General features: G+C 58.5%; 13 protein-coding genes. 11 read left to right on the top strand and 2 right to left on the bottom strand.

Annotated features, from left to right (window positions below; all coding sequences use genetic code 11):
- The first annotated feature begins 330 nt into the window (after positions 1-330).
- Positions 331-2,130 carry a peptidoglycan D,D-transpeptidase FtsI family protein gene (locus G536_RS26860; protein WP_022823023.1) on the top strand — a complete coding sequence of 600 codons (1,800 nt, stop codon included), beginning with the start codon at positions 331-333 and terminating at the stop codon, positions 2,128-2,130.
- A gap of 250 nt (positions 2,131-2,380) precedes the next feature.
- Entirely contained in the window at positions 2,381-4,207 is a 1,827-nt protein-coding gene (locus G536_RS26855; RefSeq protein WP_022823022.1) for a peptidoglycan D,D-transpeptidase FtsI family protein, read from the top strand.
- A 76-nt stretch (positions 4,208-4,283) separates the two neighbouring features.
- Here G536_RS26855 and G536_RS0107760 read toward each other — a convergent pair whose 3' ends face one another.
- Positions 4,284-4,640, bottom strand: coding sequence for a hypothetical protein (locus G536_RS0107760; RefSeq protein ID WP_022823021.1), 357 nt, complete (start codon positions 4,638-4,640; stop codon positions 4,284-4,286).
- Between the two features lie 257 nt (positions 4,641-4,897).
- Here G536_RS0107760 and G536_RS30460 point away from each other — a divergent pair, with 257 nt between their 5' ends.
- The 9 genes from G536_RS30460 (at position 4,898) to G536_RS0107715 (ending at position 14,625) form a co-directional block, all read left to right on the top strand.
- The gene (locus G536_RS30460; RefSeq protein WP_022823020.1) at positions 4,898-5,980 is read left to right on the top strand and encodes an OmpA family protein; all 1,083 of its coding nucleotides are present in this window, start codon (positions 4,898-4,900) and stop codon (positions 5,978-5,980) included.
- Positions 5,981-6,035: 55 nt separating this feature from the next.
- On the top strand, positions 6,036-6,503 hold the full coding sequence (locus G536_RS0107750) for a hypothetical protein (RefSeq protein ID WP_022823019.1): 468 nt from the start codon (positions 6,036-6,038) through the stop codon (positions 6,501-6,503).
- A 31-nt stretch (positions 6,504-6,534) separates the two neighbouring features.
- Positions 6,535-7,353 (top strand): polysaccharide deacetylase family protein, encoded by an 819-nt coding sequence (locus G536_RS0107745; protein ID WP_022823018.1) that lies wholly within the window; start codon positions 6,535-6,537, stop codon positions 7,351-7,353.
- Positions 7,354-7,497: 144 nt separating this feature from the next.
- Positions 7,498-8,952, top strand: coding sequence for a capsule assembly Wzi family protein (locus G536_RS0107740; RefSeq protein ID WP_084708528.1), 1,455 nt, complete (start codon positions 7,498-7,500; stop codon positions 8,950-8,952).
- A gap of 149 nt (positions 8,953-9,101) precedes the next feature.
- Positions 9,102-9,239, top strand: coding sequence for a hypothetical protein (locus tag G536_RS32070; protein WP_022823016.1), 138 nt, complete (start codon positions 9,102-9,104; stop codon positions 9,237-9,239).
- 255 nt (positions 9,240-9,494) lie between these two features.
- Positions 9,495-10,127 carry a BamJ family beta-barrel-assembly machinery protein gene (gene bamJ / locus G536_RS0107730; protein WP_022823015.1) on the top strand — a complete coding sequence of 211 codons (633 nt, stop codon included), beginning with the start codon at positions 9,495-9,497 and terminating at the stop codon, positions 10,125-10,127.
- Positions 10,128-10,214: 87 nt separating this feature from the next.
- Positions 10,215-10,817, top strand: a complete 603-nt coding sequence (locus G536_RS0107725; protein ID WP_157530483.1) for a hypothetical protein — start codon at positions 10,215-10,217, stop codon at positions 10,815-10,817.
- Between the two features lie 123 nt (positions 10,818-10,940).
- Complete coding sequence (locus G536_RS0107720) at positions 10,941-12,875, top strand: KUP/HAK/KT family potassium transporter (RefSeq protein WP_026879948.1); 1,935 nt, start codon at positions 10,941-10,943, stop codon at positions 12,873-12,875.
- A gap of 178 nt (positions 12,876-13,053) precedes the next feature.
- Positions 13,054-14,625, top strand: a complete 1,572-nt coding sequence (locus tag G536_RS0107715; protein WP_022823012.1) for a S8 family peptidase — start codon at positions 13,054-13,056, stop codon at positions 14,623-14,625.
- A 235-nt stretch (positions 14,626-14,860) separates the two neighbouring features.
- Here G536_RS0107715 and G536_RS0107710 read toward each other — a convergent pair whose 3' ends face one another.
- Positions 14,861-16,660 (bottom strand): M61 family metallopeptidase, encoded by a 1,800-nt coding sequence (locus G536_RS0107710; protein WP_022823011.1) that lies wholly within the window; start codon positions 16,658-16,660, stop codon positions 14,861-14,863.
- Positions 16,661-16,747 lie beyond the last annotated feature (87 nt).

Genomic DNA, 16,747 nt, shown 5'->3' with positions numbered 1-16,747 from the left:
GAGTCATCCGACAGAGCCATGTTATTTTCTGGTTAACTCGCTCCTGAAGGCTATTATATCTGATTATCCAAGCCGAAAATGACAATATCCTGTAAGTACCTTTTAAGTGAATCAAAGGTCTGTGTTTCCCAAGTCAGCAGCATACGGGTGGCTTACTTTGGGGTGGCAGCTTTGTGCGAGGCAAAAGCTATGTAGAAAGCGAAGAGGCGCACTTGTGCTAGTCGGGCGGCAACCATTTCAGCTGGGCTTATTGAGCAAGACATCTAGGAGCTCGGCTACTGCGTAAAGCAACCCAGATCCGCTTGGGTCTACCTGTTTGAAATTTGAAAAATGAGTCTACTCACAGTGTTTTTGGTGCTGGCCGCCTATTCGTCACCTCAGCAGCAAACTGACTCACTGATTCAGGCTCCCGATACGAGCATAGTGTACACCAAGCGGCGCATCGTGCTACCCGAGGTGCCGCAGCGTGGCAGCATTCTCGACCGCCACGACTCCGTATTGGTAGCCACCCGCCCGCAGTACCTGCTGAAGCTGCCGCGCCGCCCCCCACTCGATACCCTGGCGCTAGGCCAGCTGCTCGGCTGGGGACCGACGACTATGCGAAAACGTATTGCCGATGCCCTACCGTATGAAAAAGCACCAGCTGGCTATCCGGTCCAGCTCCGCCTTACGGCAACTGAAGCAGCGCGAGTGCGTCGTAAAAGTGCCGACTGGCCCACCCTCACCCTGACAGAAGGCCGCCAGCGCACGTACACCACCAACGTGGGTGCGCATGCGCTGGGCTATATGGGCGCAGAGGCAGAACCCTTCTATAGCCAGGCCAAACGCTACCGCCGGGGTCGTTTTTACCAATTGCGCAATGGCGGCGTGGAGGGGTACTACAACGGCCTACTCAACGGGCGCCGGGGCATTATGCACCCGTTGGTAGATGAGCAAGGCCAGACGCAAGGCAATTGGGCTACCGATACTGCCTTCCAGCAAGGCCAGGATTTGCACTTGACGCTCGACGTGAAGCTGCAAGCCTACGCCGAAAAGTTACTGGGCAACCGCAAGGGCTACCTCGTGGCCCTCGACCCGCGCACTGGCGAAATCCTGGCCTACGTGTCGGCGCCCATCTACAAGCCCGCCACCATCACCGCCCCCGATCTGGCCGGGGTACGCGCCAAGCTCTTGCAACAAGAAGGCATGCCGCTCATCAATCGGCCGGCGATGCGCGCCAACCCACCCGGCTCGGTGTTCAAGCTGGTAAATGCCGCCGTGGCCTTGCAACTGGGCGCCATCAGCCCCACCACCAGCTTTCGCTGTGACCAGAAGCTTGTCAGCTGCGTGCATCACCACCCGGCGCCAAGCAACCTAACCGCCGGCCTTAAATACAGTTGCAACCCCTACTTCTACCAAGTGATGGGGAAACTCATCAACTACGTGCCCGACAGCCTAGTGCAGGATACGGTGGCGGCGCGCCACGTGAACCTGGCCCAGTGGCGGCGCTACGTCCGCTCGTTTGGGCTGGATTCGGTGCTGGGCGTGGATATACCGCGCGAGGCGCCCGGCTTCCTTCCTACCCCCGAGTACTACGATAAGACCCGGGGCACCACCCGCTGGCGGTACCGCTCTATCTATTCGCTCAGCATCGGCCAGGGCGAAATCAACCTGACGGGCCTACAAATGGCCAATATGGCGGCCATCATTGCCAACCGCGGCTGGTACTACCCGCCTCACTTGGTGAGCAGCATTAGCACAGGTGGCCCACTGCCGCGCTTCACCGAAAAGCGTTACACCCTGATCGACAGTATCCACTTCGCGGCTCTAGTGCCCGGTATGGTGGCCGTGATGCAGAAAGGCGGCACGGCAGATGCTTCCAGCTTAGAGGATGTAGGCATTACGGTAGCTGGCAAAACCGGCACCGTAGAAAACGATGAGGGCGACGACCACGCCGCTTTCGTGGGCTTTGCTCCGGCTGATGCCCCCCAAATAGCGGTAGCGGTTTACATCGAGAATGGCGGCTTTGGGGCGGACGCCGCCGCGCCCTGTGCCGCATTGGTGATGGAGAAATACCTGCGCGGCTACATTGCTCCCAAGCGCAAACGCTGGGAAGCGCGCATTCAGAGTCGGGCCCGACACGGGTACTAAGTAGCCCCCGGATACCCCTGTTAGCAGCGTAGTGCAGGGCAACCTAGCCGCAGCTTACCCCAGGTTGTCCGTGGCGTCCTGAGCTGGCTGGCAAGGACTTAGCTCACCGCAGGCTTGGGTAGGATACGTGAATACCTGGAACTGCCAGTTGAAGGGGTTACCTTCTTTTTGTTTGAGTAGATGGATTTGAGCAGTGCTGGTTGTCGGCTACTCACGGCCTCAACTTCCGGCAATTGCCTAGCTTTACCCCATGCGCACGGCTTCAACCATATGGGGACAGATTCTGCTAGCACTGCTCTCAGTTCTGGCTGCCTGCTCCTCTCCCGACCAGCAAACCAGCGTCCCGACGAAAGATCCTGAAACCGGTGAAGTGTACACCCGGAAGCGGATAGTAGTGGACGACTCGCTGATTCGGGGGCGCGTGCTGGACCGCAACGATTCGGTGCTGGTTGATACTCGCTCCTACTTTGTGCTGAAGCTGCCCCGGCGTCCCCCACTCGATACGCTAGGGCTAGGAATACTACTGGGCTGGGACTCCACTACCGTTCGGCAGCGCATTGCCGAAGCACTGCCCTACCCCGGCGCGCGGCCTAGCGCCGGAGTGCAGCTTCGCCTGACGGCCACCGAGGTGAAGCGCGTGCGCCGCGACAGTGCTGATTGGCCAAACCTGGCCCTGGCCGAGCGGCGCCAGCGCGTTTATACCAGTAGTGCGGGGGCGGCCGTGCTAGGCTATAAGGCCAGCGAAGCCCAGGGTTTTTACCGCCAAGCCCAACGCTACCGGCGTGGGCGGTTTTATCGGTTGCGCAATGGCGGCGTGGAAAGCTATTACAACGGTTTGCTCACTGGGCGCCACGGTTACCTGCACCCACTACTCGATGCGAAAGGCCAGCAACACGGCACTTGGACTAAAGACACCACGTTCCGCCAAGGCCAAGATTTACACCTCACCCTCGACGTAAAGCTGCAAGCCTACGCCGAAAAGCTCCTGGGCAACCGCCGCGGCTATTTGGTGGCGCTCGACCCGCGCACCGGCGAAATCCTGGCTTATGTATCGGGGCCAGTGTATGATGCGGCTACGCTCACGGCCCCCGACCAAGCCGGGGTGCGCGCCGAGCTGCTGGAAAGTGAAGACATGCCCCTCATCAACCGGCCTGCTATGCTGGCTAACCCGCCCGGCTCGGTGTTTAAGCTAGTGAACGCCGCGGTGGCCTTGCAGTTGGGCGCCATCAGCCCCACCACCGGGTTTCGCTGCAACCAGTCGTTGGTGAGTTGCGTGCACCACCACCCGCAGGCCAAAACCCTGACCCTGGGGCTGAAGTACAGCTGCAACCCCTACTTCTACCAAACCATGCAGAGCCTCATCAACCGCATGCCCGACACGCTGGCGGTAGATACGGTAGCCGTTCGCCACGCCAACCTCGACCTATGGCGGCGCTACGTCCGCTCGTTCGGGCTCGATTCGGTGCTGGGTGTGGACGTGCCGCGCGAGGCGCCTGGCTTCCTGCCCACCGCCGCTTATTATGATAAAGCCCGCCGCACCCGCCGCTGGACCTACCGCTCGATTTACTCGCTCAGCATCGGGCAGGGCGAAATCAACCTAACGGGCCTGCAAATGGCCAACATGGCCGCCATCATTGCCAACCGCGGCTGGTACTACCCACCCCACTTGGTGCGCAGCGTTGGGGATGGTGGACCGCTACCGCGCTTCACCGAAAAGCGTTACACCCTCATCGACAGCGCCCATTTTGCGGCCCTGATACCAGGCATGGTGGCCGTCATGCAAAAGGGCGGCACGGCCGACGCTTCCAGCCTCGCCGATGTGGGCATTACGGTAGCCGGCAAAACCGGCACCGTGCAAAACGACGAGGGCGACGACCACGCCGCCTTCGTCGGCTTTGCCCCCGCCGACAACCCCAAGATTGCCGTGGCGGTGTACCTGGAAAATGGCGGCTTCGGGGCTACAGCGGCAGCTCCCTGCGCCGTGCTGGTGATGGAAAAGCACTTGCGCGGCTACATTGCCCCCAAGCGTAAACGTTGGGAAAAGCGTATTCAGCGCCGAGCCCAGAGTGGGTACTAGCCTGGAAAGCTGCCCGAATAGCCCTCATGAAGCCACACTGAAATCTGTCCGAGTGAGGCCCCAATCGGCGGGGGTATTAAAAGGGCACGCTTATAGTTTGCTCATTACAGCGTTCCGCCACCACGGTTCTGTTGAACGTTTCCAATACTTGGCTGCTGCTATTGATACTGGAAATCGACAGAGGATACGTTCCTGCCGAAACTTTCACCGTATCGGTGCCTTTTCCAGCGGCCACTGTTCTCTCCTCTATTCTGGTGGTGGAATACGCTATGCGGATAGAGTGCCGCACAGCTGTATTGCTAAACGTAAATACAACAATGCCATTGTTTTCTCTCTCGCAGGATTTGAAAGGTTCGTCGGTGTCTTTCTCACAGCCCAGGCTGACGGCCAACGGCAGTGCCAGCACGGCGATATACAGGCGGGTACGTTTCATGCAATGAGGGGTTGGCTACTGAATGTTTCTGGGCCAAGCCTGCCCCAGCCGCAAATTCAGGCTTAAATGTAGGCTGTTTTTTAGGCTTGGTAGCTGCATAGCGCCCTCAGATTTGCGGGTCAGGAAACCAGAAGTGCTATTGTTGCAGTTGAGCGCAGAACGGACAGCGGCGGACAATAGCGCACTTTTATTAGTGGCAAGCAACTTGTTGGCCCACCCTTCGACTCTTTGCAGCAAACCAGAATCACTTAAGCTAAATGAAACGCAGTTTTTGGTATGGCATGGTGGCCCTGCTTTTGGGTGGCCCCGTACAGGCCCAATCCCTGACGGGCGTATGGCAGGGCGTAGAAACCGACACCGACGAGCCGAATATCAACTGGCCGGCAGTGCTCCGGGTACAAAAAGGCAAAGGCAGCACGCTGATGGGGGTGCTGTATCAGGAATTGGGTGGGCAGCCCGGCATATCGGCCACGTTTCAAGTGCAGGGCACCCGCACAGCTAGCGGGCTTCAGCTTGAGCACGTGCAGAAGCTCAATGAAACCGGCCGCTCCCCTTTCACCTACTGGTGCGAAGGCGCCATCACCTTCACCTACGATGCCAGCCAGGAAAAGCTAACCGGTCGGGCCACCTACCGCCCCCAAGGCAACTGTGACGTGGGCACCTTCACGTTTTACCGCGTCAAGCTGAAATCGGCGGCGACGGTGGCTGCCGGGGCCGAGGCCACGCACCGGGTATCGGGGCGCAACGTGCTGTGGTATGCCGATGCCGAACTCACGCAGCCCGTGGCTACCGGCAACACCTACCGTACCAAGCTTAGCAAAACCACCACGTTCTACCTCACCCAGAGCTATTATCCTACCCGCCAGAACTCGGCCGTGCCCATCACCATTCAGGTAACTGGCCCTAAGCCGGCTGCCTCGCCCGAGCCTATTGCTCCGGCCCCGGTGAAGTTGGACACCGCCCGCACCACCTCGGCCCCACCGCTTGCCTCGGCGCCGCTGCTCACCCCCGCGCCCGTGGTGCTGCCCAAGGTGTTGTTCAAGCTAGGTACCGCCGAGCTGCTGCCCGATGGATTTCCGGCCCTCAACCAGTTGGCCACCGAGCTGAAAGCCCGCCCCACCCTGAAGCTACGGGTGGCCGGCCACACCGATAAAATTGGAGAGCCTCAAAAAAACCAGACCTTATCGGAGCAGCGGGCCGACGCCGTGAAAGCCTACCTGGTGAAAGCCGGCGTGGCAGCTGAGCGCATCAGTACCATCGGCTACGGCGACACCCAGCCCCTCTACCCCTCGCCCGATGCCCGCAACCGCCGCGTGGAAGTGGCCGAGGTGCAGGATTAAGCTCTATATTGGCTTTCCGCCGCAAATACGCCGGCATTTACACTCTATCTATCCGATGCTTGACAGAAAAAACCTGGTTTGGGCCCTGCTACTGGCCGCTCCGCTTAGCGCCTGCGACACGCTATTAGGCAAAGAAGTGGCCCGCCTTCCCATCAATGAAGTCAGTACGGAAGGACACGAGGTGGTGAAAGAAGCTTCGCTGAAACTGAAAAAAGACGACGTTATCAGCTTGTGGTCTGACATGGACATGGCCTACGAAGGCGAGGCCCCCGTCCGGTTTCAGATAATGGTACTAGCCGATGGAGCCCACGTAAATCAGTTGGAGCTGGATCCTACCGAGAAAAACGTGACGGTGGGAGAAGTCAAAACCGCCGTCAATGATAAAGTAACGTGGAGTTTTTCTGGCAAAAACGGTAGCCTTACTATTCCGAAGAACGCCAACTACACCTTCAAAGCCCGGCTGGTAGCGGCCAACAATCCTACCCTGAAAATCAAGAAAGCTGAGTTGGTGCTTAAAAAGTAGCTTGGCTTATCTACTTCCGTCTTATCTGCTGATGCGCGCTTTACACTTCCTTGTACCTACGGCCCTGCTGCTAACTACCGCCGCCAGCCACGCCCAGAGCACCCAAACGGTTTGGAACAACAAGCAGTGCGCTGTAGTGCTGACCTACGACGATGCCATTGATGTGGACCTGGACAACGTGGTACCAGCCCTGGACTCGGCGAAGCTGCGCGGCACGTTCTACCTGATTGGCTCATCATCGGTGGTGGCGCGGCGGCTGCCGGAGTGGCGCCGGGCGGCCCAGCGCGGGCACGAGCTAGGCAACCACGCCCTCATGCATCCCTGCGACGGGAGCCTGCCCGGCCGCGGCTTCGTTACGCCCGACAACGACCTAAGCAAGTACACCGTCACGCGGGCCGTGAGTGAAATCAAGGCCAACAACACCCTGCTGGCCGCCATCGACGGCAAAACCACCCGCACCTTCGCCTACCCCTGCGGCGACCTGCAAATCGGGGGCGTGAGGTTCTACGACCAGCTCCGCAACGACTTTGTGGGGGCGCGGGGCGTTACGGGCGGTTTGCAAACCGCTGCCCAGATAGACCTGACCAACATCGACGCCTATTCCATCAACGGCCAGTCGGCGGAGTACATGCTCGATTTGGTGAAGAAGGCCCAGGAGTCGCACACGCTGCTGGTGTTTCTATTTCATGGGGTGGGCGGCGGCCACGCCCTCAACGTGGAGTTGAAAGCGCACCGCCAACTATTGCGCTACCTCAAGGCGCACGAAAAGGATATTTGGGTGGCTCCGATGGTGGAAGTAGCCGAAAAAGTGAAAGCCTACCAGCAGCGCAACCCAACTACTCCACGCTAATTTTGACTTCGCAACGGGCGCCCGGCTTCCAACAAGTCGGGCGTTTTTATTTTCAGCCGACAACGCAGGCTATAGAACACCCTTCTATTATACCTTACAGACTATATTTAACGGCTTATTTGAACTCCTGCTGACACTGCTTGCATGAAGAGACTTTTACTTGCCGTATGCTTCCTGGGCTTGCTGGATGGTTTGCAGGCACAACACCTAGATTCACTGCGCATTACGGTCGGCACTTTGACTACGGTAGCTTCGCAAAGCTACCAGCCTCTGTGGAGTATTGCCAACCGCTACGGCAGCGTATCCAGCCAGCAAGCCGACCTCTCTACGTTTTTCAGGCTGCGCAACGAGCATGCGCTAGGCACTGCGGCTCCTGCCACCGAGGCGCCGCGCCGTTGGATTGTTGGCTACGGGGTGGCCATGTACAACAACCGCCACTTTGGTAGCACGTTTTTGCAGGAAGGCTACGCCAAGGTCAGCTACGGTGCTTGGCAGCTGCGGGCCGGCCGTTACCGCGAAATCACTGGCGCCCTCGACCCCAGTCTAAGCAGCGGCTCGTTCGGTATCAGCGGCAATGCCCTCCCGCTACCCAAAGTGGAATTGGCCGTTGCCGAATATACCAACGTACCGCTCACGAAAGGCCTAGTGCAGTTTAAAGGCAACTTCGCGCACGGCTGGTTTGGCAGCCAAGACTACATCCGGAAGTATCTGCTGCACCAGAAATCGTTGTACGTGAAGGTGGGCCGGGATAAGCTGAGCGTGTACGGCGGCCTTACGCATTTCGCACAGTGGGGCGGGGTGTTTCCTTCGGGCCGGGCACCAAGCCGCTTCCAAGACTACCTCCGCATTGTGGCCGCCCGGAGCGGCAACGCCGCCGACCCCGTGTATCAGCAAGGCCCCATCGACAACGACAATGCCGTGGGCAACCACATTCTGGTACCCGATTTCGGCTTGACCTTCCGCAAAAATCACACAACCATCCGGCTCTACACCCAAACCATTTTCGATAAGGGCGTGGCCGACACTGCCAACCTCAACCAGCGCGACCAAATCAAGGGTCTGAAAATACTGGGGCGCGACCGGTTACTTGGGCTGAGCTGGGAAAATCCCACCTCGAAATTCCTGCAAAACGTGCTGCTGGAAGGTATTTACACCAAGTATCAGGGAGGCCCCATCCTGTACCAGGGCCGCGACAATTACTACAACAACGGTACGTATAGCGTCGGCTGGCAGTACCAAGACCGGATTATCGGGACGCCGCTGTTTATCAGCCAGCAAGACGCCAAACGGTACCAGCTAAACCCCGGTACGCTGGCCGGTGGAACCGTTATCAGCAACCGGGTGGCGGGCGTGCATGCCGGTTTCAAGGGCCGCGTGGCGCCAGCCGTGGCGTACCGGGTGCTGGCTACCCACCTGCGGCACTACGGCAACTACTACAACGACACTTATTTCACTCCCGCCAAGAGGCAAACGTCGTTGTTGGGGGAGCTGCCGTGCCGGTTCTCCCACTTCGCCGTTACCCCGGCTGTGGCCTACGACTTCGGCGACTTGTCCGACAACGTGGCGGGCCTGCTGCAACTGGAATGGTTTGTGCGTTAAGTGGTTCCGAGGGCTACGTGACGGGCATAGACTGGGTAGCTCAGTGCCGTTACCTTTGAAAATAAGTATGCTTGCATAACAATTTTCCCAGCGTCTCGTATTATCTTTGCACTCAACAAGCTGACCCGCATTCTTATCCATTCATTGCCATGAAAAAGCGCACTGCTGCCTTATCCTCTTTGCTGGTCCTCGGGGGCCTTGGTTCTTTGAGCTACCTGACTGCTCAGGTACTGGACCTGAATTTATTTTTCGACCTCCGCGACGAGGAAGAAATGCATTTCTGCTAAGCGCTGCTTGCCTATAAATTCCCCAAACCCCGCCCCTGGCGGGGTTTGTTTGTTTAGGAGTATTTAGAAAGCCCTATTCTAAATCAGCATCTTACCAAGTGACAGTAAAAAAACCGTATCTATTCTGCGCTGTTTTCGGTACTTCACACTCCGGCGGCTCACAAAGGGCTGGCGGTTTTCTCTCACCTGTTGCTGGTTGGGGCTGCCCGTATGGAGTGGCCACATTGCAATCAGCAGCTAAAAAGCAGTGATTCTATGGACTTGAGTAGCCTTAAAGACCAAATCAGCTACATCATTGGGCGCGACTTAGCCCGTAATTTCTCCCAGCAGGGCCTCGACCTTGATGTGGACGTGCTGGCCGCCAGCATGAAAGAGGGCCTGAGTGGCGAACCAAGCCGCCTCACCCAAGAGCAAATGCACGCCGCCATGCAGCAACTTCAGCAGCAAATGGGCGGACCCGAAGACGAAGACGACAACCAACTCTCCAACGACATGGGCAACAACAAAGAGGAAGGCCAGGCCTTTCTAGATGAAAACAAGAACAAGCCGGGCATAACCACCCTGCCCAGCGGCTTGCAGTACGAAGTACTCACCGAAGGTAGCGGCAAGAAGCCCGGTCCTTCTTCGCAGGTAACCACGCACTACCACGGCACGCTCATCAACGGCACCGTATTCGACAGCAGCTACCAGCGCGGCCAGCCTGCTACCTTCGGCGTAAACCAGGTAATTTCTGGCTGGACAGAAGCATTGCAACTGATGCCCGAAGGCTCGAAGTGGCGCCTCTACATCCCCTCGGATCTGGCGTACGGCAAGCGTGGCGCCGGCCGTGACATCGGCCCCGACACGGCGCTCATCTTCGACGTAGAGCTGCTGAAAGTAAACAACTAAGCACCCTTGAAAGCCCCGCTGTCCACTACTGCCGCTGCCCCGCTCCGCTGGGTATCAACCAGTACGGGCAGCGGGGTTTCTTTGCTTATGACCGATTCTACTTTTCCTTCGCCTGAGGCAACACCGCCCGACGATGGACCTCCTGCCACTGGCAGCGCCGTTCCAAAAGAGCCGGAAGCCCCTGCCGCGTGGTTTGTGCCAGCTCTGCCGCCGCCTTTGCCGCCCCCGCAGCAGTTTCCGGTGGTGCAGAGCGAAGATGGCCGCCTGGTGCTTACCAACGATGCACTGACGGTTAATGGGCAGTCGTTTGGGTGGTGGGAGCTGGAAGGGGGTGAGGTGAAGCGGGTCCGGTGGCTGCTGTGGCTGCTACTGGGGGGCTTCACGCTGGCGGGTTTCCTGCTGGGCTTTCTTCAGAACTGGCTGCGCACTATGCCCGCCGCCTTGGGCATGACTGTCGGCGCTTTGCTGCTGGCGTTCGGCCAACGGGGCGCCAACCGGCTGCAATTGCACCGCCTGGGCCGCGAGGCCACCAACTTTGCTTTGCCTGGTGAGCTGGCCTCTTGGCAGAAATTGATTGCCGAAATCAACCGCCGCATCCGGCAGCGGCAGCACGAAACGGCCGCCGCGGCTACGGCGGCGCTCTTGGCCGCTCAGGCCAATTCTTCTGATACATTTTTTGCCGCTGAGTAACCGCGTGCAATACCATTTCGACAACCCACAACAACTGGGTGTTTGGTTTGCACGCTGCCCGTTACCTTTGGGCGCTTTTTACTGCGCTTAGCCAACGCCCTCTACTCCTTTTTTACGCCACTCATGGACGCCAAACACCAGCATACCGCCATTTCGACGGCGGGTTTGCTAATTGCCCTCGGTATCATCTACGGGGACATCGGGACCTCGCCGCTGTACGTAATGAAGGCCATTGTGCCGGAGCAGATAACGCCCATGCTCGTGTATGGCGGCATTTCCTGCGTTATCTGGACGCTCACGCTCCAAACCACCATCAAGTACGTGTTGCTCACGCTCAACGCCGACAACAACGGGGAAGGTGGTATTTTCTCGCTCTACGCCCTGGTGCGGCGCAAGGCCAGCTGGCTTACCGTGCCGGCCATCATTGGCGGCTCGGCGCTGCTGGCCGATGGTGTAATTACGCCGCCCATTTCGGTGTCGTCGGCTATTGAAGGGCTGGAAACGGTGTATCCGAATATCCCGACGGTACCCATTGTCATCGGTATTATTGCGGGTTTGTTTCTGCTGCAAAGCTTTGGCACCCAAATAGTAGGCAAAGCCTTCGGGCCAATTATGCTGATTTGGTTCTCGATGCTGGGCATATTGGGTGTGAGCGGCGTGATGCAACACCCCGAGATTTTGAAGGCCTTCAATCCCTACTACGCTTACGATTTGCTGGTAAACTACCCCGGCGGATTCTGGCTGTTGGGCGCCGTATTCCTGTGTACTACCGGGGCCGAGGCCTTATACTCCGACTTGGGGCACTGCGGCAAAGGCAACATTCGCATCAGCTGGGTGTTCGTGAAAAGCACGCTGCTGCTCAACTACATGGGCCAGGGTGCCTGGCTGATTGCCCACCAGGGCGAGCAGCTCAATAAGCGCAACCCGTTCTATGAGCTGATGCCGGAGTGGTTTCTACTCATTGGTATCGGTATTGCTACCATTGCGGCCATTATTGCCTCACAGGCTCTCATTACGGGCTCGTTCACGCTGGTAGCAGAAGCTATCCGCCTGAATATGTGGCCCAAAGTGAAGCTTAACTACCCCACCGACGTGAAAGGCCAGCTGTACGTGCCCAGCATGAACCGGCTGTTGCTGCTCGGCTGCATTGGCGTGGTGCTGTACTTCCGGCGTTCCGAGAACATGGAAGCGGCCTATGGCCTTGCCATTACGCTTACCATGCTCATGACCACGCTGTTGCTTACGGTATGGCTGCGCACCAAGCGGGTGCCACTGGCGGCTGTGGTGCTGTTTGCTACTCTATATGGCTTTATTGAGGGCTCATTTCTGATTGCCAACCTGGTGAAGTTTCCGCACGGCGGCTGGGTGTCGTTGGCCATTGGCCTGACGCTGGTGGGCGTGATGTACGTGTGGCTGCGGGCCTTCTACATCAAGCGCCGCCTCACCGAATTCGTGAAGATTGAGCCGTACATGGACGCGCTGAAGCAGCTCTCCGACGACGATACCATCCCGAAGTATTCCACCCACTTGGTGTTCATGACGTCGGCGGAGCGGGCTTCAGAAATCGAGTCGAAAATCATCTACTCCATCTTCCAGAAGCGCCCCAAACGTGCTGATATATACTGGTTTGTGCACGTAGACACCACCGACGAACCGTACACCATGGAGTACAAAGTGGTGGAACTGGCCCCCGATGATGCCTTCCGCATCACGTTCCGGTTGGGTTTCCGGGTGGAGCAGCGCATCAACCTCTACTTCCGCAAAGTGGTGGAAGACCTGGTGCGCAACAAGGAAGTGGACATCACCTCGCGCTACGAGTCCTTGAGCAAGCAGCACGTCACCGGCGACTTCCGCTTTGTGGTGCTGGAGAAGTTCCTGTCGGTGGAAAATGACTTCCCCACCATCGAGAAGTTGGTGATGCAGGCATACTTCTACATCAAGCAGTTTATTGCCTCGGAAGACAAGTACTTCGGCCTGGATACCAGCTCGGTGAAAGTTGAGAAAGTGCCACTCGTTATTACGCCTGTCCGCGACGTGGCGCTGAAGCGGATTTCGTAACAATTATTCTTTTGCCTAGGAAAGCCCTGCTGATACTCAGTAGGGCTTTTTTATTGCAGAACAGGTTGCGGCGAGCAGGGTATTTCGATGGACAACTGCTTAGGATGCTTGCATTTACTGTTGCTTTTGCGTCCCTTACACAACGTGCCAATCTACCACAACCTAATTCCCCCAACCCATGCGTACTCCTACCCTTTCTGCGGCACTAGCCGCGCTGCTTTTAGCAAGTTGCCAGCACCAACCCGACGAGCAGCTAGCCCCACAGCCCACTGCCGACCCCACCGAAGCCCTCAGCACCCAGCAGCTTGACGAGCAAATTATGAGCCGCCTGCGCGAAACCGGCCGTTTCGACTGGAACCAGGCGTCGGCGCATGTGGTGTGGAGTGCCCTCACCCGCTCCGACTACGTGCTGTCGGTGGGCTACCAGCCGGCCACGGGTTGCGCAGGCGACATTCCGGCCGACGTGGCCAGCAGCCCCGCTTGGCAGCAGGCCCGCGCCCAGGTGCTGGCCCTGGTTCTGGCCGAAGAGCAGAAAGCTCACCCCGATATGACGCTGGAAAAGCTAGTGGCCTACCAGGAAAATGTGCTGCCCGTGCTCGACGTAACGGTGCGTGAGTTGAGCACCATCAAGGCCCTGCGTGCCTCTAAGTTGGTGCGCTACGCCGAGCCGATGGGCTACGAGCCCAACCGCCCGGCCAGCACCGCCAGCAAAGGCACCGCCGGCCTCACCAGCAGCGGCTGCGACAATAACACCGCCACCCCCAACCTGCTAGCCGGCTCCGACTACACCGTGCTACCCAACGGCAGCAAATCATCTTGGAACCAAGACGACCAATACCACGGCATGCGCACCGCCTGGAACCAGAGCACCGGACAGGGCGTGAAGATTCTTATCATTGACACAGGCTGCTCCAGTGGGCAGGAAAACCTGGGCACGGCCTTCAACCAGGGCCTGAGCAGTGGCCGCACCATCGAGCGGCTCGTGACGCTGCCCCGCAATTCAATCTTTGGCATTCCGTACGGCGCCGCCGAAACGCCCGACGACGGCTGCGGCCACGGCACCAGCATGGCCGGCGCGGCAGTAGCCCCGCGCGGCACCGATGGCGCCGCAGTGGGCGTGGCGTATAATGCCAGCCTGATTACGGTGCGCGCTGCCGAAGACGTGTTTCTGGATGGCAGCCGGGAGGTGAAGGGCGTGTCGGATGCATATGTACTGGCCGGCAACCGCGCCGATGTACGCATCATCAGCATGAGCATGGGCCGCCTCACCAGCTCGTCGCAAATGACCGATGCCATTCGCTACGCCTACAACCGGGGCAAGCTGATTTTCTGCGCGGCGGGCACTTCCTTTGATTGGTCGGCTGGTTTGGTAAGCGTTATCTATCCCGCCACGTTGCCCGAAGCCGTAGCCGTAACCGGCGTGAAAGACAACCTCACTACCCGCTGCGACGAGTGCCACGTAGGCGCCGACGTGGAGTTTTCCGTGGTTATGCAGCGCTCTAGCAACGACCTGCGCGCCCTCACCCTTGCCATGACCGGCGACGCGCCCAGTACCGTCGGTGGCTCGTCGGTAGCCACCGCCAGCATGGCCGGCATGGCAGCCCTGGTGTGGGCCCGCTACCCCATCGAAACCCGCGCCCAAATCATGAGCCGCCTGGTAGCCGCCAGTTCCAACCGCAATGCCCGCAGCAGCAGTTTCGGCTGGGGCCGCGTGAACGTAGCTGCCGCCGTAGGGGTGCCAGTGCTGTAGAGAAGCTAACTGCGACGCTGTGTAGAGGAAGAAACCAAAGCTGACGGTCATACTGAGCTTGCCGAAGCATCTCTCCCACAGTGGTAGATCCCGACGTGGAGACAAAGCGGTAGAGATGCTTCGACAAGCTTAGCATGACGGCTAACTTTTAAAGTTCTACATCTTACTGCATAAAAAAAGCCCCACCTGATTTTTCCAGGCGGGGCTTTTTATGCAATCAATTAGGTCTCTTCAATTATCTTATTGACAACCACTTACTCAACACCGTTTGCTGCTCGGGCGTTGGGCTGGTTACCTGCTCGATGCGGTAGCGCATGGCCGTGCTGGCCAGCAGCGGGAACGTTAGCTCCTTAAGTCGGCCGTCACGTGAGACGGTCATTTTCACTTGCGTACCGGCCGGGCGGCTAGCTAGCTGCTTGCTGGGGTCTTCGGTGAGACGGCTACCGTCGAGGGCCAGTAGTTCGTCGTTCACATTGAGGCCACCCTGCCAGGCGCTGCCGTTGCGCTGGGTGCTCGTGACGGTCAGCTTGCCGCCGGCGGTGCTAACCGTAGCGCCCAGAGCTGCATCCGACGAAACGGGAGCCTTGCTCAACTTCAGGCCGGCGTAGCCCAGCACGGTATCATAGGGCAGCATTTCGGTGCCGTACACATAGCGGCGGAAAAAGTCGTCGAAGCGGCGGCCGGCTACTTTGGCTACCGCAACTTGGTACTCCTCGTCGGTGAAGCCACGCTTTTTCTGCACGTAGTACTCGTCGTAGAGGTAGCGCATCACGTCATCGAGGTGCTTCTGGCCTTTGGTTTCGTTGATGATCATCAAATCCAGCATGGCTCCAATTAGCTCTCCTTTATTGTAGTAGCTGATGCCGGTGTTGTTGGAGTTTTCGTTGGGCCGGTACCCCTTAATCCAGGCGTCGAAGCTGGACTCGGCGGCCGACTGTACTTTGTTGCCGGGCGTATTCTCCACTTGCGTGATGCCGGCACTAGTGCTAGCCAAGTACTCGTCCGGGTTCACAAAACCGGCCCGGTGCACGATAAGGTCGCCGAAGTAGCTGGTGCCGCCTTCGCTCACCCACAGCATGTGCGTGTAGTTCTCATTGTCGTAGTCGAATGGCCCGAGGGCCACCGGACGGATGCGCTTCACATTCCAGAGGTGGAAATACTCGTGCGCTACCAGGCCCAGGAAGCCTTTATAGCCAGCGTCGGTAGTATAGGCATTGCGCGAAACAGAAAGGGTGGTAGAGTAGAGGTGCTCCAGGCCACCGGTGCCCCGCTCGATGTTGTGCACGATGAACACGTAGCGGTCCAGCGGATTTTTGCCCACCACGCGGTGCGCTTCTTCGCACACCCGCTTCATGTCGTTGAGCACTTTGGTTTCGTCGTATTTGGCGCTGCCGAACATGGCAACCGTATGCGGCGTGCCGTTGGCCTCGAAGCTCAGCACCTTGTGGTTACCGATTTCAATGGGCGAATCGGCTAGCTCATCGTAGTTGGAAGACGCGTACGTGAACTGTCCGCCTGCCGGCTTAAGGCTGGTGCTTACCTGCGCCCAACCAGTAGCGGGCTGCACTTGCAGGGTGCTGGCTAGCTCTTTGCCATCGGCGGGGTACATGAATACGCTGGTGCCGTTCACGTAGCCGTGGGCGGCATCGAGGAAGCTGGTGCGCACGCTCAGCTCGTAGGCATATACATCGTAGCGCACCGTAAAGTCTTTCGACTTAGGGTGATACACGCGCCAGGTGTTTTTGTTGATTTTTTCGGTGCGCAGCGTGGTGCTACCAGCTTTGGCCTCGAAAGCCTCTACGTGCCGGGCAAACTCGCGCACCAAGTAAGAGCCGGGAGCCCAAACGGGCATTTTTAAGTCGGTGTACGGCTTGCCAAACCCATTAAGGGTCATGCCAACTTCAAAGTAATGAGTTTGGGGAGCCGGCATAGCCAGCGTGTAGCGCAACGTAGGAGCGGCCAGCGCCGGGCGTAAGCCAGTCAGCAGCAGCAGCAACCCCAGCGCCGCAAGCCGGCGGAGACGAAAAGACTTCATGCAGGAAAGTGAATAAGTGAGTGGCCCCGGCTATTAGCACGGCCGGGTTTGCCGCAAAGAACGGCGAAAACCGGGCAGGGCTGCAAC

It is taken from the genome of Hymenobacter norwichensis DSM 15439, assembly GCF_000420705.1.
Lineage (GTDB): Bacteria > Bacteroidota > Bacteroidia > Cytophagales > Hymenobacteraceae > Hymenobacter > Hymenobacter norwichensis.
This window is presented reverse-complemented; position numbering and strand designations above follow the sequence as displayed.